Consider the following 19739-nt stretch of genomic DNA (forward strand, 5'->3'; position numbering starts at 1 on the left):
GAACGGCACGGGGTCGCCCTTCGAGAGGGCGGCCCCGTGCCGCTGTCTTCAGAGAGACCTGGCCTCGCGGCAGGTGTCGCGCGCGTCGGCGGGGCGCCGTACCGGGAGCGGTCAGCCGGTGACGTCGATGTGCTTGGCGAGCGCGGTGACGCTCAGGGCGCCGTTGTCGACCCACTCGGGGAAGGCGAGGGTCTTGTGCCGGGTCGCGGCGGGCGGCGTGATCTCGAGGTAGGCGGCGTGGACCGCCTGGGACGTGCCGGTGTTCGCGTGCGTCCAGGACACGACGGCTTCGGCACTCTCGCCGTCCTTGAGCGTGAGGGTCTTGGTTCCCGGGTTGCCGGCGTACCAGGTGTCGCCCCAGTGGGTGTGGGACGAGAGCGACTTGTGCGTCGAGTTCTCCAGGCCCAGTCCCGGGAACCCGCGCAGCGCGCACGTGGTGCCACTGAGGTTGCGCAGCCGCACGACGACGCCCTGGTGGTTCATGCCGCCGGCCAGCTTCTCGCCGAAGGTCGCCTTGAGCGCCGAGGCGGCGCAGGTCGGCGTGGCCTTCGCCGCACCGGCGCTGCCACCGCTCGCCGCCTGCGCGACGCCCGCTCCGGTGAGCCCGAGGACGGCGGCAGCCGCCGCCGCGACAGCGGTACGGCGCAGCCGGCGGTCCGGGCGGCCGTCCCCCGTGGAACCGGAGACGGCGGTGTGGTCGGCGGTGCTGTGGCGGTCGCTCATGAGAATGCACTCCACTCGTGTTCGTCGGCGCGGGCCCTGTTCCGTACCCGCGCCGTCTTGTGGTGCCGTATACGAGGTCCGATGACCGACCGAGCGGAAAAGTTCGCGAGAGAGCGAAAAAAGTCGGCGCACCCGTAGTTGGTGCCGCGCTGGGGGGCTGCTACAGTTGATCTTGAGCTGAACGGCGGAAGCCCGCAGGTTCACGATGCGTCGGTGGTCCAAGGAAAGACGCCCCACTTCCTGTGGGGAGATGCAGGTGCAAGGCCTGCCCGGCGCTCTGTGAAGACCCTGTCCCCGGATTGTGGGGGCGGGGTCTTTTGCTGTGCGACGATCCGGACTCGGCCACGTCACGTGGTTGTTACCCACTTTCGGGTGACGGTGAGATGCCCGCCGGGGTGGCGGAGTGTGGCGAAAACGGACCCGTGACCAGCGTTGGCAACGGATCACCGGCCGCGCGGGCGTCAACCCGGCGCCTTCACGACCTAGATGGACGCTGCAATCAAGCGTCACCGAAATGTAGGTGAACGGAAACGCGATCCACGTCTCGTTCACATCGCGGCGATGTGGTGGGCAAGGTGTGAATGCGCGGCCGACCGGCCGCCACCCGCACGCCGCACAACCGGCCCGTATTCCTGCCGGCTGTGCCCGCACGATGCAGGGGGAACCTGTGACCGTATCCGTGACTGCCCGCCGTCTGACCGCTGCCGCGCTGACCACCGCGGCCGTGACCGCGGCGATCGCGGTGCCGGCGTCCGCCGCCGACCACCGCCCGCACCGCCAGAGTGTCGAGATCAGCCGTGTGCAGTACGACTCCCCGGGTCGTGAGGACCGCTCCAACCGCTCCCTGAACCAGGAGTGGGTGGAGATCACCAACAACACCCGGCAGGCCGTCAACCTGGACGGCTGGACCCTCTCCGCCCGGGACGGCCGCACCTACACCTTCCACCACTACCGCCTCGACGGCCGCTCGACGGTCCGCGTCCACACCGGAGTCGGCCACGACACCCACCGCGACGTGTTCCAGGACCGTCGCAACTACGTGTGGGACAACCACACCGACACCGCCACCCTGCGCAACGACCACCGCCGCTTCGTCGATGACGCCTCGTGGGGGCGCCGCCACCACGAGGGCCGCCGCTAGCCGGACCTGATCCGCCCCGGTTGGCCGTGGACGACCACGGCCGCGGCGGGCGGGCGCGCGGCACGCAGTACGTGACGGGCGGTGGAGTGTTCCGGGCCGGGAATGGCCGCGGGGTGCTCCACCGCCTGCTGTCCTGCGCCGGCGGATCGAAGGTCGGTGATCTCGACGGCCGTCGCAGCAGGCGGACTTGTCACGAGGAGTCGCGTGTCTATGACGTCGGCTCGGGGGCACCCTGAGGAGGTGGTTCGTCGACGGGAGGCGCGCGTGCTGGATCGTTCGAGAGGCCGAACCGCGCCCGCGTGGGCGCGGCCGGGTGCGCGGTGGGGGCCGTGGGTGTACTGGCCGCTGCTCTGCATCAGTGTCGGACTCCTGGTCTGGCGGACCGCCGCCGGTTCCGACGGCGCGAGCATCGTGTGGAGTTCGTTGCAGGTGCTGCTGTGGGTCTGGCTCTTGGTCAGCAACCACGCGGCTCGGCGCAAGGACCGAGAGAGGTGAGTTCCCCGAGCCCCCGATCTCCTGGATGCGGGGGCGGCGCGGGCGACGGCGGAAGTCGAAGCCGATGTCAGTGGCGGGTGCGAGACTGCCCGCCATGATGGATCACGACGCCAAAGCCGATCTGCTCCGCTACTTGCAGGAGGCCAGGGACTCCCTGGTGTGGAAGGTGGACGGACTGGGGGAGTACGACATCCGGCGTCCCCTCACCCCGACGGGGACGAACCTGCTGGGGCTGGTCAAACACCTCAGCGGCGTGGAGTTGGGCTACTTCGGGGACACCTTCGGGCGGCCGTTCTTCGACAAGGAGCCGCCGGCCTGGTGGTACACGGAGGACGCCGAACTCAACGCCGACATGTGGGCCACCCCACAGGAGTCGCGCGAGCAGATCGTGGGCCTGTACCGGAGAGCCTGGGAGCACGCGAACGCCACGATCGACTCTCTGCCCCTGGACGCGCTCGGCCGGATCCCCTGGTGGCCCGAGGAGCGAAGCGCGGTGACGCTGCATCATGTCGTCGTGCGGGTCCTCGCCGAGACCCAACGGCACGCCGGCCACGCCGACATCGTGCGCGAGCTCGTGGACGGGTCCGTCGGCGACCAGAAGGGCGGCGCCAACATCCCGGACGGCGACCAGGCGGATTGGGGTCGGTACCGGGAGCGTCTGGAGCAGGCGGCCCGGGAGGCCGACGACGGGTGATCCTGTGCCTCGGTTCCGGCGTCTCCCGGCACCGTGAACCCGAGGTGAACCCCGTAGCAACCACAGCACAACCCCGGACCCCTCTCGGTTGTCACAGGAGTGCCCCTGTGTCCGCGAACCGAGTTGGAGCCCCCGTGCGCATACGGACGTACGCCATAGCAGTGACGGTCGCCGCGACGGCCACCGCTGGTCTGACCCTTGCCCCGCCCGCGACCGCGGCCGTCCCGAAGGCGTTCGTCAGTGACTTCAACGGCGACGGTTTCGCGGACCTCGCCGTGGGAGTGCCGGACGGTGCCGTCGACGGAAAGGCCAAGGCCGGATACGTCAACGTCGTCTGGGGCGGCCCGAAGGGGCTCGGCACGAGCGGCAACACCCGGATCACCCAGGCGAGACCCGGTATCCCCGGTACCCCCGAGAAGGGTGACCGGTTCGGCGCCGCGGTGTCCGTGGCCGACGTGAACGGCGACGGCAGGGCGGACGTCGTGATCGGCGCCCCCGGTGAGGACGTCGACGGAGCCGGCGCCGACGCGGGAACCGTCGCCGTTCTGTACGGAGTACGGGGCGGCCTGGGCACCGGCGCCACCGTCCTGAACGGCCCCGCGTCCTCCGCCGCGTACGGAAAGTCCTTGGTGGCGGCCGACTTCACCGGCGACGGCACCACGGACGTCGCCATCGGCGCGACGGACAAGGTCGTGCTGAAGCGGGGCGGCGGTCCCGCGACCACCGTGTTCACCGGCGCGATGGGCGGACGCGCGCCCATCCTGGCGGCCGGCGATTTCGACGGCAGTGACGACGGAATCCCCGACCTGGCCACGGGCTACTGGTCCACGGCCCCCTTCACCCAGTCCCACGTACGCCTGTGGAGCTGGTCCCCCGAGGAGAAGTCGCTCGCCAACTTCTGGAACACGGACAACGCCGGCGTCTCCGCGCTGGCCGCGGGCGACTTCGACGGGGACGGCCACGACGACCTCGCCCTCGGCGAGTGCCGGGAGATCGCCGACGAGAACATCGACGACCCCTGCGGCCCGGAAGAGCTCGCCGAGGGCGGCGGCATCCACATCCACTACGGCGCCGGCATCCCCTGGAACTTCGGCTACCGCCAGCAGACCCTCAACCAGGACACCGTCGGCGTGAGGGGCGTCGCCGAGACCGCCGACCACTTCGGCGCGGCGCTCGCCGCGGCCGACGTCAACGGCGACGGTCGCGACGACCTGATCGCGGGTGCTCCCGGCGAGGCCATCGGCAGCCGCGCGAAGGCGGGCGCCGCGACACTGCTCCTGGGCGGCCCGACCGGCCTCGTCGACGCGCACGGCGAGGGCCACTCGGTGGCCTACCAGCAGAACACCCCGGGTGTTCCCGGCGCCGCGGAGGGAGGCGACGCGTTCGGCGCCGCGGTCGCGACGGGCGACTACGACCACGACGGCACGACGGACATCGCGGTCGGCTCACCCGGGGAGAACACCGGATCCGGCGGAGTCTGGGTGCTTCCGGCGGCCTCTGCCGACGGCTCCTACGTGTTCACCCCCGGCAAGCTCGGCCTGCCTTCCCCGTCGAGCGCGCTGAAGTACGGCGGAACGCTGACCAGCGACTGAGGCACGGGCGTCACGCCCCGCCCAGGGCGGTGACACCGCTCGGAGACGCGTGCCGGGCCCGTGACATCGGGCCCGGCACGCGTCTGAGGGGGTGTGGTGCTGCCGTAGCGGCTCTGGTGTGTCAGCCGATCGAGCCGAGGTCGGCGCCCGTCCAGTGCGTCGGACGCATGCGGACCACCACGTGGTCGTCGAGTTGTGTCTCGGCCCATGCCGTGTACCGGTCGAGTGCCTCGCCGGACAGGTAGCGCGCGGCGAGTTCACGGTGCACGCCCGCGGCGGGTTCGGTGACCTCGGCGACGGGACCTTCGACGGAGACGTACCGAGGAGTGGGTTCGACGCGCTGCACGAGCAGGCTGAAGCTGCCGGCTGCCTTGATCAGCTTCATCTTCCGGGAGTCCGCGCCGGTGAGGATCCAGGGCATGCCGCCGGGCTCGAAGCCGTACCAGATCGGTACCAGCAACGGTCCACGGTCCTCCCCGGCGGCGACGCCGAGCGTGGCGACGTGCGGCTGGGCCAGGAAGGCTTCGCGTTCTTCACGTGAGAGTGCCATGCATTCGACTGTAAGGCGGGGCTCTGACCATGTCTCCGCGAACGGCCGGACGCCCGGGGGCACGGTGGGGGACGAGGGCGCACCCTGCCCGAGTCAGGTGCTCGCTACGCGCTGACGGGCCGTGGACCGGCTAGGGCAGGCGTATGGTGCGCGCGATCGTCGCGGCGCCGCCCAGGCGGATGAGCGGACCGGATGCGTCGTGCCGCGCGGTGGCGGTGATGGTGGAGGGGCTGCCCAGGGAGTCGCCCATGTCGACGGCGATGTCGATGTCGCGCCGACCGGCCAGGTGAGCGGCGAGGCAGGCGGTGCTGTTGGCGTTGGCGACGTCTTCCGCGACGCCGATCGACGGGGCGAACATGCGTGCCGCGAGGCGCCCGGTGGCGGAGGGCACCGAATAGGCGTAGCAGCCGAGGAGACCGAGTCGGTCGCAGGCGTCCCGGAGCCGTTCGAAGTCCGGGTCGAGGGCGGCGAGAGCGGACCGCGTCGCGACGGGAACCAGCAACCGGGACCGCCCCACCGAGGCGACACGGGTGCCGGGAGCGAGAGTGCCCGAGGTGACACCGACTGCGGGCAGGACAAGGCCGCGCTCGATCGCCGTGGGCTCGCGCAGGGCGACGGGACCGGGGTCGAAGGCGGCATCGACCTGCGTCTTCCCGCGTACGGACCAGCCGGAGAAGACCCGCCCTCCCGCGTGGAAGGTGGCCCGGTACTCCCGGCCCCCGGCGCGCCCTGCCAGGAAGGCCAGCGCGGCGACCGTCCCATGACCGCACGCAGGCAGCTCGCCCTCGGCGGTGAAGAAGCGAAGGGAGACCACGGGGCCGGAGGGCGGGCTGTCGTGCACCGAAACGAAGACGGCGTGCGAGGTGCCCGTCACGGCCGGCACTCGACACCGCTCGTCGTCACTCAGCGGCGCCTCGGCCAGCACCGCGGTGGGACTTCCGCCGCGGCCTTCGCGGAGACAGGCGTGGACGATCGTGACGGGAAGTCCGCGCCCGCGCATCAGCGGCTCTCCTCGTCCCGGCCGCCGTTCTCCGCCCCGCGGCGGACCGCCCGCGCACGAAGTCCGAACAACACGGCGGCACCGACGAGACACGCGCCGAGCGCCGGCGCCACCACGAGGTGCGAGCCGTCGTCGCCACCACGTGCGGTGGCGGCCGCGAGCGGAGCCGGGTTCGCCTCGGACGGCTCGACGAGCGGACCACCCGTGGAACGCACGGCGATGGAGGCCGTGTTGTCCGCCTTCCTCGGGTCGTTCGCGGGCCGCTCCGGATCCTGCACCGCTTCGAGGAGACCTTCGGCCCCGCGGACGCGCCGGTCGATGCGGAACTCGAGCGTCGTCTGCCAGGTGTCGCCGGGCTCCAGGGGGTTCGGCGGGGTGCAGGTGTGGACACGCTTGCTGGATGCGGCACATTCCCACTGCCACTCCGACTCGTTGTCGGGGTCCGGCGGGGGCGTGGGCGCGACCACGCTCAGACCCTCCGGGACAGTGATGCGCAGCACTGTGCCCGACATGCGGCCCGGTCCGGCGTTGTCGACACGGAACGTGGCCTCGGCGGTGCTCCCGGTCGTGCCCACCACGGCATCGGCGCTCACCCGTAGGTCGGCGGTCTGCGAGGTGTGGAGTCGGATGTCGCCGAGGCTGTACTTGTCGCCGAACGCGCCGGCCTCGGCGTCGATGGCACGCACCCTCAACTTCGGTCCCGTGCCCTGCCGCAGGGTGGGGTCGGTGCCGGTGGCGCCGGGGTCCTCCTCCGCGTTTCCCGTCATCCCCTGGAGGTACGGGACGTAGCTGAAGCTGCCGTTCACCATCGTGTCCGGTACGTCGACGGAGATGGGCTCGGCGAATGCGTATGCCTGCCCGGGCGCGAGCTGGTGGTCGAACCAGCAGTCCGCGAAGAGCCCGGGCCCTTCGGCCGCGTACCGGCAATTAGCGTACTGCGTGGGGAAGGTGACGTGCGGGGCGGCGAACCTCACGCCGAATCCCCGCGCGGGGAACCTGCCCGCGTTGCGGATCTGTGGCGTGAAGCCGAAGGTCTCGCCGGCGGCGTCGCCCGTGCGCGGCTTCTCTACGCGTGCGCGAAGGTCGGGACCTTCGATCCACACGTCCGTCTCGAAGACGGCGTCCTGGGTACCGGGGGCACCGAAGGTGTAGCGGATCGTGCCGTGACTGCCGCGGCGCACGCCCTCGACGGCTTCGATGTAGATCCCGTCCGGATGGTTCTCCTTGCCGCGAGTGAGAGTGCCGAGACTGCACCGGACGACGTCCCTCGTACCGAAGGCGTGGTCTCCGCAGGTACGGCGGGTGCGGAGACGGGCGATGCCCTCCAGCTCCGACGCGTCGACCGTCAGGGTCACGTCGGCCTGTGCGGCCCGGCCCGCCCCTGGTCGCGGGGTGAGCCAGAGTCGGATGCCTCCGCTGGGGCTGACCCCCCGCTTGGGCAGGTACGCCGTGTCCGGCACCTTCAACTCGACTGCCGGGGTGGCCGCTTGGGCTGTCACCGTGGGCAGGAGGAATGCCGCCAGCAACAGAACGATCAGAGCCGCGCCCCGGCGGCGTATGCGATACACCTGGAGATCCTCGCAGGGACACGGGGAGTACGCGAGACGTCTCACCGGCACACGAGACGTCTCCCGCCGAAGTCGCCCCGTGGGAGGGGGAGTTCAGGTGCCCGACCTCCGGCCCTCGGCCGTCCGTCGTCGCACGGTCAGTCGATCAGAACTCCCGGATTGAGGATGTGGTGGGGGTCCAACGCCTCTTTGGCGGCCCGGAGCACCTTCGCGAAGGGCTCCGGGCGCTGGAGGTCGTAGGACGGGCGGTGGTCGCGGCCGACGGCGTGATGGTGGGTGATGGTCGCGCGGTGGCGGTGCAGTACGTCGCCGGCGACGGCCTTGATGTCGTCCCAGACCTCGATCTCGTCCCCGGGCCGACCCGCGACGGCCACGGTGAAGTAGGGGGCCGCGCCGTCCGGATAGACGTGGGTCAGGCGACAGTTGACGGTGGCGGGGTGACCGGTCGCCTTGACGGCGGCGGCGCCGACCTCGGTGCGGACGGCGTCGATCAGCGCGGGAATCCTGTCCCAGGTGGCCGCGGTCTCGAAGGTCTCGACGACGGCACCCATCCGGGCCAGTCCGTCGCGGAGGTACGGCATGCGCAGGAACGCCGACCGCCAGGCGCCCACGACCGAATCGGCCGTCTTGGCGCGGTTTGCGGTCATGGTTCCGCCCCGGCCTCCGTGGGCGTGGGCCATGGCCAGAGCGGCGGCGAGTCGGTCGTCGACGGGGGCGGTCGCGGACTCGAAACCGAGGACGAGGACGGCCGAGCCGTCGTGCGAGGCGCCGGACAGAAGCGCCTCACCGGGGTCGAGCAGACGGCAGTTGGCCGGGGCGAGGTCGGACTGGGCGACGGCACGTACCGCGTCCAGCGCCTGGTGGAAGTCGGCGAAAGCGACGGACGTGGAGGCTTTGTGCTCCGGCCGCTCCTGAAGCCGCATCCATGCCTCGGTGATGACACCGAGCGCACCCTCCGAGCCGAGGAAGAGTCGGTCGGGCGACGGTCCTGCGCCGGATGCGGGCAGACGCCACGAGGTGCTGACTCCGGCGGGCGTGACGACGTTCATCGACTGCACGAAGTCGTCGATGTGGGTGCGGCCGGTGGCGTAGTGACCGCCCGCCCGGGTGGCCAGCCAGCCGCCGAGCGTGGAGAACTCGAAGCTCTGCGGGAAGTGCCGCAGAGTGAGCCCGTGCGGTCGCAACTGGCCTTCCAGCACGGGCCCGAGCGCGCCTGCCTGGATCCGCGCCGAGCGGCCGGCCGTGTCGATCTCCAGGACCCGGTCCATCGAGGTCAGGTCGAGGCAGAGCACGGCGCGATGGGCGTCGCCGCGGTACTCCACGCCGCCGACCACCGAGGAGCCGCCGCCGAAGGGGACGACGGCCACGCCCTGCTCGCCGGCCCAGTCCAGCAGGTCGACGACATCCTGGTCGTCGGTCGGCCGGGCGACCAGATCGGGGATCCGCCCGGGACGGCCGCGCAGGGCCCGGACGACGTCGCGGTAGGCCTTGCCCATGGCGTGTGCGGCGCGTACGTCCGGATCGGCGCTGACCAGGTGGGCGAGCGAGAGCGGTGCGGTCACGGCGGGGCTGCCGATGGCCAGGTCGGCGACCCGGGGTATCGGGAGGGGGCGGGCCAGCGTGCCAGGGAGCAGGGCGCCCATGGCGACGCATTCGGCGTCGTCGGGGTGGGCGTCGACGTGACCCCAGCCCCACCAGGAGCGCATGCGGGACGGACCGGGGCCGGACGGAGTGGCGGACATACGTGTGCTCCCAGCGAGGTCCAGAGAATTGACCCAACGGAAAATTACCCTAGGATAATATCCGGACCATGACAACGCTCCCTTCGAAGGCCGGCACCAAGGGTGTCCCCAGGGCCGCGCGTGAACGCCAGGTCCTGGCCGTGGCCACCGAGGAGTTCGGTCGCCACGGGTACGAGGCCACCACCGTGGCCGCCGTCGCCGCCCGCGTAGGGGTCACCAAGCCGCTGCTGCACCATTACTTCGGGAGCAAGGAGGACCTCTATCTCGCGTGCCTGAATCCGGTCGGTGACGGACTGCTGGACGCGATCCGCGACGCGATGGCCGGACCCGCCACAGGTGCGCCGCCCACCCCCTTGCGCGTCATGGAGGCCCTGTTCGTCGCTCTCGACGGGCGGCGCGAGGCGTGGTTCGTCCTCTACGACGGAACCCTGCCGCCCGACAGTGCCGCCGCCCGACGCGCGGCGTACTACCGCGGAGCCATCGACGACCTCGCGGCCATCGGCACGGCCGACCTCCTCCAGGAGGCCGGAGCCGGCGACCCGCTGGACGCCGACGCGCTCACGTACGCCTGGCGCGGCTTGTGTACGGCGTTGGTCCGCTGGTGGGCCGGCCATCCGGAGCAGACGCCCGAAGCCATGACGCGACGCTGCGCCCGCCTTTTCGCCGCGAGCCGCACCATCCTCGCCGTGGACGACGGGAACGCGTAGGCCCGACGCGTACCCCTCGTCCCTCGCCTTGGTCGGTCCCGCGGCTCAACAGGGCGGCGAGCGGGGTGCGTTGGGCGGCGTCCGCAAGGGGTTCCGGCCGGGCGGCGTCCGTCGGGCGCGGTCTGCGCGCCCGTGCCCCTGACCGACAGGTGGTGCGGCGCCCGCACCGCACGCGAACCGACCTCGTGCGGTCGTCCGCGCGAGGTCGGTTCGGCTGGGCGGCAGTCGGGGGCCGGAGTCAGCTCACGGTGACTGCGTCGAGCCGGGCGAGGGTGGGGGCGTCGAGCGTGACGGCGCCCGCGGCGACGTTGGCTTCGAGGTGGGAGGCGTCGGCGGTGCCGGGGATGAGGAGGGCGTTGGGGGTGTGGTGGAGGAGCCAGGCCAGGCCGACCTGGGCGGGAGTGGCGTCGAGGGAGCCGGCGATCTCCTCGACCACCGGGTGCTCGGACACCTTGGGGAGGCCGGGGAAGGCGCTGCCGAGGGGGAAGTACGGCACCCAGGCGATGTCCTCGGCGGCGCAGGTCCGCAGCAGGTCCTCGTCCTCGCGGGCCAGCAGGCTGTACGCGTTCTGCACGCAGGCGATCCGAGCCGGCAGGGCCCGCTTCAGGTCGTCGAGACCGACGGTGCTCAGACCGATGGCGCCGATCTTGCCCTCGTCTCGCAGCTCGGTCATCACGGCGAGCTGGTCGTCGAGGTCGACGACCTGGTCAGGTGTGACGGTGAGGCCGAAACCGCTGGTGGTGGGGCGGCGCAGGTTCACGAGGGGGATCGTGTCGAGCCCGAGGCTCTTGAGGTTGGCCTCGACGTCGGCGCGCAGTTCGTCGGGGTGCTGGGCGTAGCGGAGCGGGACCGGGCCGTCCGAGTGGGGCGTGGCTCCCACCTTGCTGACCACGGTGACGCCGTCCTCGGGGCGGATCGCCTCGCGGATCAGGTCGTTGGCGTAGCCGTCGCCGTAGAACTGCGCGGTGTCGATGTGGTCGACGCCGAGCTCGACCACGCGGCGCAGGATCGCGAGGGCGCCGGCGCGGTCGTCGCGCAGTCGCGGGAGCTGCATCGCTCCGAAGCCGACGCGGGAGACGACACGGTCGCCGAGGCGGCCCGGGCCGCCGGCCCGGGGAGCGCCGATGGCGGTGGTGGGGGACGAGGGGGTCGGGGCGGGAGAGGTCATGGGATGTCCGTCCTCGGAGAGGCGTGAGAGCATGGTCTAAGTGGAGGAATCCTCCGCCATATCGACCGTAACACATACGGAGGGATCCTCCACTTTGTCCGCGCACGCTTCTCCCGCCGACAGAAATCCCGGCACGCCGGAACCCGGGGCGCCGCGCGCACCCCGCGCCGACGCGCGCCGCAACCGGGACAAGATCATCGAGGCCGCCCGGGCCGCGTTCACGTCCGCTACGGAACCGGTGGCCCTGGAGACCGTCGCCAAGCAGGCGGGCGTGGGCATCGCCACGCTCTATCGCAACTTCCCCACCCGCGACGCACTGGTGGAGGCCGTCTACGCGAACGAACTCGACCAGGTCGCCGCCTGTGCGGGCCGGCTTCTGGAGGAGCTGCCCCCGCCGGCCGCGCTGCGGGCATGGATGGACCGCTACATCGCCTTCGCCGCGACCAAGCACGCCATGTACCGGGACCCGCGCACCGGTCCCACGGCGGGGAGGATGCCCGTGATCCCCACCCGCGAACGCATCGTCGAAGCGGTGGAGACGCTGTTGCTGGCGGGCGCGCGGGACGGCTCACTCCGCGCCGACGTCACGCCCGACGACCTCACCACGCTGCTGCTCGGCGTCTCCCTGGCCGCGGTCTCGGGCATCCAGCCCGAACAGACCGCACGCCACCTGGACCTCATCGCCGACGGACTGCGACCGGCGCGGCGCGCCTGAGTGTCGGTCGCTCCCGCCCGAGCCGAGGTCGGCGCGACGCCTGCCGACCCGGCTCATCCGTCCGACCGATGCCCGGACCTACCGCGGCGAACAGCTCCCGTCCCCTGGCGGGCTCAATCGCCGACCAGCGGAAGCGGCGAGAACGTGTGGTCCTGCCAGATCCGGCGGGAGGGCTCCTCCGGGTAGGCGCTGACGGTCGGCTCCGTGTCGAAGCACTGGACGAGGCGCTGATCCGCGTCGTACGCGGGCCAGCCGGGATCGCCGTGGGCCGCGAACGAGGTCCACGCCGCGCGCATGCGCGCGGACAGCGCCTCGGCCTCTGGGGAGGGTGCCTCGCCGATCAGCAGGGCAGTCTGTCCGCGGTCCAGATTGCCGAAGACGAGGGGCACGTCGAGGCCGTGGCAGGCGCCGAGGGCGCCTCCCATACCGGGGGCCGGCCAGGTCAACTCGTAGACGTGCGCCCGCCCGCCGGCGGTTGTCCGCGCCTCGGCGAGGTGGAGCGACGGCATGCGGAACAGCCAGTCGGAGTGGACCAGTTCGTACAGCTCGTCGGGGCGGGCCGTCGGGAAGGCCTCGCGGTAGCGGCGTGCACCGTCCGCGCCGGGGGCGAGGGCGTCGAGGGCGCGCGCCGCCTGCTCCTCGCCCACCTCGCCGAGGAGTCCACTGATGGCGGTGAACAGGCGCTGCTCGTCGCGGGTGTGGCCGACGAGGAGTTCGATGTCGCGTCCGGCGCCGTCCGCGAGGGCCTGCCACGGCGTGACGGTCAGGACCTCGCCGTCGACGACGGGAGAGAACACGATCGACCGGTACGCGGCCCGGCCCCAACGCCGGGCCCACTGGTCCATCTTGGCGCCCACCGTGTCGGCGGCGACGGACAGTTCCCGTGGGCGACGGCTGACAGGTCCGCCACGGTGGGTTGGCGTCCCAGTTCGGCCGCGCAGGCGGCGGTGATGTCGGCCGCGAGTTCCGGCGTGAAGAGGGTGCCCGTGGCACTCTGCACGACAGCCCGGCGGAAGAGCCCGGTGGCTCGGTCGATGGCCAGCAGCGCGGCGACGGATCCAGCGCCCGCGGACTGACCGAACACCGTGACCCGGTCCGGATCGCCGCCGAAGGCCCGGATGTTGTCGCGCACCCAGGCGAGGGCGGCGACCTGGTCGAGCAGCCCCCGGTTGGCGGGGGCCCCCTCGATCTGGGCGAAGCCCTCGATCCCCACCCGGTAGTTGAACGTCACCACGACGACGCCGTCGCGCGTGAGCCGGCCACCGTCGTACTCGGGCAGGCCGGACGTGCCGATCACATAGGCGCCGCCGTGGATCCACACCATCACCGGCAGTCCCACCCCCGGGGTGGGATCGGGCGACCAGACGTTGACCGTCAGCCAGTCGTCACCCGGCGTCTCCTGCGAGGACGCGTCCATGCCGAAGTGCCCGCCCTGCGGAGGCGGCGGACCGTACGCCAGTGCCTCGCGCACGCCGCTCCAGCCGGGCACGGGTCGCGGCGCCGCGAAGCGCAGCCTGCCGACCGGAGGCTCGGCGAACGGGATGCCGCGAAAGACGGCAGCACCGGACTCCCGGACACCCCGCAGCCTTCCCGCCACCAAGCGGACCTCGGGCCGGGGCCCGGATGACTCCGGTTCGGCAACGGTCATCACGACCACCCATCAGACAAGGCGAGGGCTCGCAGGTACCCCGGACCCTCGGGATCCTCCACCGCGGCGGGCAGGCACGCCAGCGATTTACGGCTGTCTCGTACGGCGCGAGCCGCCATCCGCCGCCCTCACCACACCGTGCTCGCACTTCCGTCGGCACAAGGGCAGACGGCGATGGGAGGAGTGAGCCGAGTGGAGGGGGCGGTGAGGCGGCGGCACCCGTCGCGTGTCAGCGCCGCCAGAACAGGTGGTGCACCACCCCGCTCGGACTGGGCACGACGTCGAGGTGGAACCGGTCGAGCAGGTCCTCGGGTGAATCCCAGAGGCGGAGCCCGGACCCGAGCTTCACCGGCGAGACCGCCACGTGCAGGGTGTCGACGAGGCCGGCGTCGAGGAACTGCCGGACCGTGGTGACCCCGCCGCCGAGCCGGACGTCCTTGCCCTGGGCCGCCTCGCGCGCCCGTTCGAGGACGGCGGCCGGGTCACCGTCGACAAAGTGGAACGTGGTGTCGGAGAGCGTGATCGAAGGACGCTCGTGGTGGGTCAGGACGAACACCGGGGTGTGGAACGGGGGCTCCTCACCCCACCAGCCGCGCCAGTCGTGGTCCTCCCAGGGCCCGCGCTGGGGGCCGAACTTGTTGCGGCCCATGATCTCGGCGCCGATGTTGTGAGCGAAGTCCCGTGTGAAGTAGTCGTCCAGGCCCCGGCTGCCTCCGGGGTCCGAGCGCATGGGCCAGCTCGCCGTGGCGCCGGCCCAGGCGAACAGTCTCTCGGGATGGGGGAGGCCGAAGGGGCGTTCGAGGGTCTGGTCCTCACCCGCCCCGATTCCGTCACTCGAGACGTTGAAATTCATGACTTTCAGCAGCTGTTCCACGTGATCTCCTCGACAGGTCCCGTCGCGTCCTCGTGCGGCGGAGTTCCGCCCCACACCAGCACGTCGAACGGAACACGCCCGGATCGACACTGGCCCGAATCTTCTTTCCCCGGTGGCCGGACGACAGCTCACGTGCGGAGTTCGGGCGGCACCCGGCCTACGCGGTACCGGGCACCCGGCGTACGTCGTACCAGCGGGGTGCGCAGCGAGGCGGCGCCCGTCGGAAGGGCCTACGCGGCGTGCAGGGCCGGCGGCGAGATCAGCGCTCTGCCCGGCTGAAGCGGTCCGCCCCACGGGTGCCCGGCGCTTAGGGAATCACCGGAACAGGGACACGCCCCAAGCCCTGACCCTCCTGAGCGCCCGAGGGCCACTTGCCTCCGATCGGCGGCAAGCGGCCCTCGTGTGCGCGGGGCTGGTCGGCCCGCTCGGTACGGCGGAGTCAGACGGGCACCACTTGCTCAGCCTGCGGCCCCTTGGGGCCCTGGTTGACGTCGTACTCGACCTTGGCGCCCTCGGCCAGCTCCTTGAAGCCGGTCGTCTGGATCGCGGAGAAGTGCACGAACACGTCGGGACCGCCGTCATCCTGCTGGATGAAGCCGAAGCCCTTCTCCGAGTTGAACCACTTCACGACACCTGTTGCCATCTGTGCATCCTCTGTGACTACGTGCAGACGGCCGCGCCTTGCACACGGCCTGATCGATCTTGCCCCGTGCGGACGAGAAACTAACTCACCGCATAGAGTGAACCACGCACAGTGACGTGAGGGAGCGCGTCATGCAGCCCGTGGGGGCGTCCAAGGCGGCGGGTCAGGCCCTGGGCGTCGTTCGTCAGCGAACAGGCAGGGGCTACGCAGCCCTGTCGCCGAAAGTCCAGGCCTCGATGTCGCGGTAGTGGATCGGCCCCCGGCCGCGGCCCGCGTTGCTGCCGACCAGATGGAGACGCTCGGCGGACCATCGGCGGCCGGTGAAGCCGGCGATCCCCTGGGCGATCTCAGCCGCTGAGGCATGGTCTCCCCTACGGGCGCGGGCCAACGTCAGGTGAGGGCGGAGCGGACGCTCCTCGAAGGAGATCCCGCAGTTCCGTACGGCGGTACGGACGTCGGCGGCGAGTTCGTGCAGTTCGGAAAGGTCTCCGTCGACGCCGCTCCACAGCACGCGGTCGTCGAACGTGCCGCTGCCGTGCAGGGCCAGAGACGGCGACGGGCGCTTCGCCGCGAGGTCGGCGAGGGGCGGCCGCAGCAGGGGGACCGCGTCGGTGGGCAGCTCTCCCAGGAACGCCAGGGTGATGTGCCAGTCCTCGACACGGTTCCACCGCATCTCCGGGTGCGCCGCGTAGGCGGGGCCGAGCGCCGCAGCCAGCTCCTCTTTCGCCTGGTCGGGCGGGGCGAGCGCGATGAACACACGGACGGTCGAGGGCGGGGGATGATCCTTCACCGCGTCTTCGTACCGCATCGGTGACACGGAAGCGAAATGGCGTACGGGCGGGGCCGCAACGGCCGGCCCCGCCCCGAACCTCTCGCTCAGCCGCGCAGTGCCGACGCGAAGATCGACGGAAGGCGACTCCATCCGGGGTCCGTCGTGTACGCGGTCAGGCGCTGCAGGGTGGTGCGTCCGGTGCGGTTGGTGACGTAGTACGGCGGGCGGGGGGACAGGGAGGGGGAGCCGGTGAACAGGCCGCGGGGCGCGGGGGCGAAGGGGGCGCGGAGCACGGTCTTCTCGATGTCCTCGAGCATGAACGTGTTGTGGACGAAGCCGATGCCGCTGCCGATGTCCTGGGGCGTGTGGCCGGGGTGGGCGCCCCACGGGGTGTGGCCGAGGAGGAATCCGAAGGCCGACCAGCAGTTGATGCCGAGGGTGCCGTATCGCAGCGCGGTGACGGCGTCGTCCACCGCGGCACGGTGCGCGCGCTCGGTCCTGGGGTGGACGAGGAGTGTGGCGCCCAGGGTGCCGGGCAACTTCTCGTTGGCGAACTCCGTTGCCGCCGCGAGGAATTCGGGAGCGTCGGCGCCGGGCAGGCGTACGACGCCGAGGGCACTGGCGAACACCTCGTCCGTGAGCATCCGATCGTCGGGGTCGGTGACGTCCGGGACCAGCACACGGCAGACGCCGGCGCCGTAGGTCTCGGCCTCCGGGTGGGCCCGCACGACTGTGTCGAGGCGGGTCTCGGCGCCCGGGTAGTAGTCGTCACGCGGCGGGAGTCGGCGCAGGACCTGGCGGATCGCGGCCAGCAGGCGGTCGGTGCCGTCCCAGTCCCGGGGGACGAGCAGGATCTGGCTGGCGACGCAGTTGTGACCGGAGTTGTTGAGTTTGCTGGTGACGATGTGTTCGGCCTGGAAGCGGAAGTCGGCCGTGCTCCAGGGGCCCGGCGTCACGATGCAGGGGCTGATGCCGCCCAACTCGCTCGTGAACGGCTTGGTGTTGAGCGGCGTGTTGGCGCGCCGGCGTTCCGCCGCCCGCTCGTCGGTGCCCCACACGATGGCGTCGTGGGTGCGTTCGCTGCCGGTGACGTGGATGGCGTCGATGCCGTCGTGCCGGGTCAGGTAGGTGCCTTCCGCCTGGCCTCCGTCGACGAAGCGGACCAGCCCTCGTTCCACGAACTCGCCGAACACCGCCTCGAAATGGGGACGGAGGTAGGCGTTGACCGGGTTCATCTTGGCGATGACGACCTGCCCCTCCGCATAGAGCTTGTGCAGGATGTCGAGCGGGGTGATGGCCGCGACGTTGCCGGCGCCGAGCACGAGAGCGACGGCGGGGCGGCCGGGACGTCCGCGGTACTCGCCCGCGGCCCGCTCCAGGACCTGTTCCCGTGAGGTGCCCGGCAACGTCCACACATCGGCTGTGAACCCGTTGAGGAGCAGGCGGTCGGCGGCGGTGGCGGGGAAGACCCGTATCACCGCGCGGCCGTCGTGCGTGCGGGTCTGTCCCGCGCTGACCGGGGCCTTTCCGGCGTGCAGGCGCCGCAGCACGTGCAGGTAGGCGCTCACGGTCTGGGCGAGCGCCCAGGGGGCCGACGCCCAGTCCTCGGTGGCCCATTCCGACCGCTCGTCGTAGCCCTTGGCGCGGGCCGCCGCGGCGACCATCCCCGAGGCCTCGTCACCGATGCGTGGCAACATCCGCTCCAGCAGGCCGATGCGCTCCGCCAGGGAGGTGGCCGTCCAGGAGTCGGCGTGCGCGCGTAGTTCGCCGACCGCGAGGTCGAGGTGGGCGGTGTCGAGGGCGGGTGCGGTACTCAAAGGGACAACTCCTTCGGTGGGGGTGCGCGAACAGGTGCGTCGGGATCGGCCGGGCCCGGTCGGTCGTGCCTACGGGCAGTGTCCCGCACGGGGTCGACGAGCAGGAAGGACGCGACTGCGCACACCTCGACGCGTGAGGCCCCCGGTGATGCCCGGGCGGATCACGCCCCCACCCACGCCCGTCAGGGCGGCCCGTCGCCGTTGTCCCGTGCCTGCTGCAGCAGTTCGTCCAGGTCGCCGAGCCGGTCGAGCCCGCGGACGGCCTGGCTCATCCGGTTGTTCCCGGACAGCCGTTGCCGGTGCCGGTACAGGAAGGCCCAGTAGCCGGTGGTGAACGGACAGGCCCGTTCCCCCACGCGTTCCGTCGGACGGTAGGCGCAGCCCGTGCACAGGTCGCTCATGCGGTGCACGTACGCGCCGCCCGAGGTGTAGGGCTTGGTGGTCATCCGCCCGCCGTCGGCGTACTGGGACATCCCGACGACATTCGGCAGCATGACCCAGTCGTAGCCGTCGACGAAGCAGCGGTGGAACCAGTCCGTGACCGCCCGCGGGTCCCAGCCGCGCTGCAGGGCGTGACTGCCGAGCAGCATCAGCCGCGGGATGTGGTGGGTCCAACCGGTGTCGCGTACCTGGGCGAGCGTCGTGGCCAGGCAACGGGCGGTCACGGCCTCGGCGTCGAGATCGAGGAACCAGTCGGGCAGCGGCGTGTGGTGCCGCAGCGCGTTGCTGTTCCGGTAGTCGTCACCGAAGTACCAGTAGAGCTGCCAGACGTACTCACGCCAGCCGGCGATCTGCCGGACGAATCCCTCCACGCTGTTGATCGGAGCCTGCCCGGACCGCCAGGCGCCCTCCGCGGCCTCGACACACTCGGCAGGATGCAGCAGGCCGAGGTTCAGCGACGACGAGAGCAGGCTGTGGCTCATCACCGGGTCCGCCGCCAGCATCGCGTCCTCGTACGCGCCGAAGCCGGTGAGGCGGTGCTCCACGAACCGTCGAAGCGCCGCCAGCGCCTCACGTCGGGAGGCGGGGAAAAGCCGGGGCCCGTCCCGTCCGACGAAGCTCACCTCTCCGCTGCTCTCCCACCGGTCGAGGTCGCGCCGGACCTCCTCGTCGATCGCGTCCTCCCGCGGCCGGTAGGGCGCCGGTACGTCGAGGGTCCGGACGTTCTTGGGAGGTGGTTCGCGGTTGTCGTGGTCGTGGTTCCAGCGCCCGCCGGCCGGGGTGTCACCGTCCATCAGCAGGTCGTGTCCGCGCCGCACCCACCGGTAGAAGTCCTCCTGCCGCAGCCGCCGACCACCGAGGCCGTCCGCCCAGGTGCCGAAGTCCTCCTGAAGCACCAGGAAACCGCGGGCCGGCAGGACGGTGACGGCGTCGAGCGACCGCACCAGCCGCAGGGCCGCGTGCGAGGTCGGATGGTGCACCGTCACCGCGCCGCCGGCGCCGCTGTCGACGTCGCCGATCGCTTCGCGGAGCCCTTCGCGGTAGGTGTCGGCCCGGATGTAGCGAGCCCGGTCGCCCAGTTCGGCGGCCCGGTGCCGCATCGCCGACAGGACCAGATGGGCCTTCGCGCGATGGAAGCGTCGTCGGCGGAAGACCGACCGCGCCTCGATGATCAGCACCGGAGCGTCGCGGTCCGGGCCGCCCTCGCCGGGAGCGAGGAAGTGGGGACCTAGCTGGTCGCCGAAGAGCCAGTGGGGAGTGCTCATGGGCGTGTTCGGCCTCCATCACCTCGACGGACGTTCGGCGACTCGGGCGGCCGACGCGATCACCGCCCCTGCCGAAAGCCGAGCCTCCTCCGCGCGGCTAGTGAAAGGCCCGCGCTTGGTCCTCTCTACACGGCCGCCGGCCGACCGTTCCGCGTTCCGCGCGCGCGTCATCCGGTACCGACCC

At 71.6% G+C, this 19739-nt stretch carries 17 protein-coding genes and 1 pseudogene; 6 read left to right on the forward strand and 12 right to left on the reverse strand.

Features of this window, described 5'->3' with window-relative positions:
- Nucleotides 1-111: 111 nt before the first annotated feature.
- Nucleotides 112-723, reverse strand: a complete 612-nt coding sequence (locus tag AB0C62_RS07655; protein WP_362970545.1) for a DUF4232 domain-containing protein — start codon at nucleotides 721-723, stop codon at nucleotides 112-114.
- Between the two features lie 652 nt (nucleotides 724-1375).
- On the opposite strand from AB0C62_RS07655, the gene AB0C62_RS07660 reads away from it, so the two are divergent.
- The 4 genes from AB0C62_RS07660 to AB0C62_RS07675 all read left to right on the forward strand — a co-directional run bounded on the left by AB0C62_RS07660 (nucleotide 1376) and on the right by AB0C62_RS07675 (nucleotide 4645).
- A complete protein-coding gene (locus tag AB0C62_RS07660) occupies nucleotides 1376-1864 on the forward strand; it encodes a lamin tail domain-containing protein (RefSeq protein WP_362970547.1) in 489 nt (162 codons plus the stop codon).
- Between the two features lie 333 nt (nucleotides 1865-2197).
- Nucleotides 2198-2359: a hypothetical protein gene (locus AB0C62_RS07665; protein ID WP_362970549.1), complete on the forward strand. Its 162-nt coding sequence runs from the start codon at nucleotides 2198-2200 to the stop codon at nucleotides 2357-2359.
- A 94-nt stretch (nucleotides 2360-2453) separates the two neighbouring features.
- Entirely contained in the window at nucleotides 2454-3053 is a 600-nt protein-coding gene (locus tag AB0C62_RS07670) for a DinB family protein (RefSeq protein WP_362970551.1), read from the forward strand.
- 134 nt (nucleotides 3054-3187) lie between these two features.
- Nucleotides 3188-4645, forward strand: coding sequence for an FG-GAP-like repeat-containing protein (locus AB0C62_RS07675; protein WP_362970553.1), 1458 nt, complete (start codon nucleotides 3188-3190; stop codon nucleotides 4643-4645).
- A gap of 121 nt (nucleotides 4646-4766) precedes the next feature.
- On the opposite strand, the gene AB0C62_RS07680 is transcribed toward AB0C62_RS07675, so the two are convergent.
- From AB0C62_RS07680 to AB0C62_RS07695, 4 genes are all read right to left on the reverse strand, one after another.
- Nucleotides 4767-5195, reverse strand: coding sequence for a pyridoxamine 5'-phosphate oxidase family protein (locus tag AB0C62_RS07680; RefSeq protein ID WP_362970555.1), 429 nt, complete (start codon nucleotides 5193-5195; stop codon nucleotides 4767-4769).
- Between the two features lie 130 nt (nucleotides 5196-5325).
- On the reverse strand, nucleotides 5326-6195 hold the full coding sequence (locus AB0C62_RS07685; RefSeq protein ID WP_362970557.1) for a PhzF family phenazine biosynthesis protein: 870 nt from the start codon (nucleotides 6193-6195) through the stop codon (nucleotides 5326-5328).
- On the reverse strand, nucleotides 6195-7763 hold the full coding sequence (locus tag AB0C62_RS07690; protein WP_362970559.1) for a hypothetical protein: 1569 nt from the start codon (nucleotides 7761-7763) through the stop codon (nucleotides 6195-6197). Before AB0C62_RS07690 ends, AB0C62_RS07685 begins: the two co-directional genes overlap by 1 nt.
- 137 nt (nucleotides 7764-7900) lie before the next feature.
- On the reverse strand, nucleotides 7901-9505 hold the full coding sequence (locus AB0C62_RS07695) for an FAD-binding oxidoreductase (RefSeq protein ID WP_362970562.1): 1605 nt from the start codon (nucleotides 9503-9505) through the stop codon (nucleotides 7901-7903).
- Nucleotides 9506-9573: 68 nt separating this feature from the next.
- On the opposite strand from AB0C62_RS07695, the gene AB0C62_RS07700 reads away from it, so the two are divergent.
- Nucleotides 9574-10212, forward strand: coding sequence for a TetR/AcrR family transcriptional regulator (locus AB0C62_RS07700; protein WP_362970564.1), 639 nt, complete (start codon nucleotides 9574-9576; stop codon nucleotides 10210-10212).
- Nucleotides 10213-10450: 238 nt separating this feature from the next.
- Here the strand turns inward: AB0C62_RS07700 and AB0C62_RS07705 are convergent, their stop codons facing one another.
- On the reverse strand, nucleotides 10451-11380 hold the full coding sequence (locus AB0C62_RS07705) for an aldo/keto reductase (RefSeq protein WP_362970566.1): 930 nt from the start codon (nucleotides 11378-11380) through the stop codon (nucleotides 10451-10453).
- Nucleotides 11381-11474: 94 nt separating this feature from the next.
- On the opposite strand from AB0C62_RS07705, the gene AB0C62_RS07710 reads away from it, so the two are divergent.
- Nucleotides 11475-12095, forward strand: coding sequence for a TetR/AcrR family transcriptional regulator (locus tag AB0C62_RS07710; RefSeq protein WP_362970568.1), 621 nt, complete (start codon nucleotides 11475-11477; stop codon nucleotides 12093-12095).
- Nucleotides 12096-12208: 113 nt separating this feature from the next.
- Here AB0C62_RS07710 and AB0C62_RS07715 read toward each other — a convergent pair.
- From AB0C62_RS07715 to AB0C62_RS07740, 6 genes and pseudogenes are all read right to left on the reverse strand, one after another.
- Nucleotides 12209-13743 (reverse strand): annotated as a pseudogene (locus AB0C62_RS07715) (carboxylesterase family protein).
- A gap of 229 nt (nucleotides 13744-13972) precedes the next feature.
- Nucleotides 13973-14617, reverse strand: coding sequence for a dihydrofolate reductase family protein (locus AB0C62_RS07720; RefSeq protein WP_362970570.1), 645 nt, complete (start codon nucleotides 14615-14617; stop codon nucleotides 13973-13975).
- A gap of 439 nt (nucleotides 14618-15056) precedes the next feature.
- Nucleotides 15057-15260, reverse strand: a complete 204-nt coding sequence (locus AB0C62_RS07725; RefSeq protein WP_081222374.1) for a cold-shock protein — start codon at nucleotides 15258-15260, stop codon at nucleotides 15057-15059.
- A 202-nt stretch (nucleotides 15261-15462) separates the two neighbouring features.
- The gene (gene thpR, locus AB0C62_RS07730; RefSeq protein ID WP_362970572.1) at nucleotides 15463-16068 is read right to left on the reverse strand and encodes an RNA 2',3'-cyclic phosphodiesterase; all 606 of its coding nucleotides are present in this window, start codon (nucleotides 16066-16068) and stop codon (nucleotides 15463-15465) included.
- Between the two features lie 68 nt (nucleotides 16069-16136).
- Complete coding sequence (locus tag AB0C62_RS07735; protein WP_362970574.1) at nucleotides 16137-17849, reverse strand: aldehyde dehydrogenase family protein; 1713 nt, start codon at nucleotides 17847-17849, stop codon at nucleotides 16137-16139.
- A gap of 182 nt (nucleotides 17850-18031) precedes the next feature.
- A complete protein-coding gene (locus tag AB0C62_RS07740) occupies nucleotides 18032-19555 on the reverse strand; it encodes a cryptochrome/photolyase family protein (RefSeq protein WP_362970576.1) in 1524 nt (507 codons plus the stop codon).
- Nucleotides 19556-19739: the final 184 nt, after the last annotated feature.

Origin of the sequence: Streptomyces sp. NPDC048643, from assembly GCF_040650615.1 — a bacterium.
GTDB lineage: Bacteria > Actinomycetota > Actinomycetes > Streptomycetales > Streptomycetaceae > Streptomyces.

What these genes read in the sequence shown, in the direction of transcription:
- AB0C62_RS07655 (WP_362970545.1), bottom strand. Translation starts at nt 723, where the DNA reads ATGAGCGACCGCCACAGCACCGCCGACCACACCGCCGTCTCCGGTTCC.
- AB0C62_RS07660 (WP_362970547.1), top strand. Translation starts at nt 1,376, where the DNA reads ATGCAGGGGGAACCTGTGACCGTATCCGTGACTGCCCGCCGTCTGACC.
- AB0C62_RS07670 (WP_362970551.1), top strand. Translation starts at nt 2,454, where the DNA reads ATGATGGATCACGACGCCAAAGCCGATCTGCTCCGCTACTTGCAGGAG.
- AB0C62_RS07680 (WP_362970555.1), bottom strand. Translation starts at nt 5,195, where the DNA reads ATGGCACTCTCACGTGAAGAACGCGAAGCCTTCCTGGCCCAGCCGCAC.
- AB0C62_RS07685 (WP_362970557.1), bottom strand. Translation starts at nt 6,195, where the DNA reads ATGCGCGGGCGCGGACTTCCCGTCACGATCGTCCACGCCTGTCTCCGC.
- AB0C62_RS07695 (WP_362970562.1), bottom strand. Translation starts at nt 9,505, where the DNA reads ATGTCCGCCACTCCGTCCGGCCCCGGTCCGTCCCGCATGCGCTCCTGG.
- AB0C62_RS07700 (WP_362970564.1), top strand. Translation starts at nt 9,574, where the DNA reads ATGACAACGCTCCCTTCGAAGGCCGGCACCAAGGGTGTCCCCAGGGCC.
- AB0C62_RS07705 (WP_362970566.1), bottom strand. Translation starts at nt 11,380, where the DNA reads ATGACCTCTCCCGCCCCGACCCCCTCGTCCCCCACCACCGCCATCGGC.
- AB0C62_RS07725 (WP_081222374.1), bottom strand. Translation starts at nt 15,260, where the DNA reads ATGGCAACAGGTGTCGTGAAGTGGTTCAACTCGGAGAAGGGCTTCGGC.
- thpR (WP_362970572.1), bottom strand. Translation starts at nt 16,068, where the DNA reads ATGCGGTACGAAGACGCGGTGAAGGATCATCCCCCGCCCTCGACCGTC.
- AB0C62_RS07740 (WP_362970576.1), bottom strand. Translation starts at nt 19,555, where the DNA reads ATGAGCACTCCCCACTGGCTCTTCGGCGACCAGCTAGGTCCCCACTTC.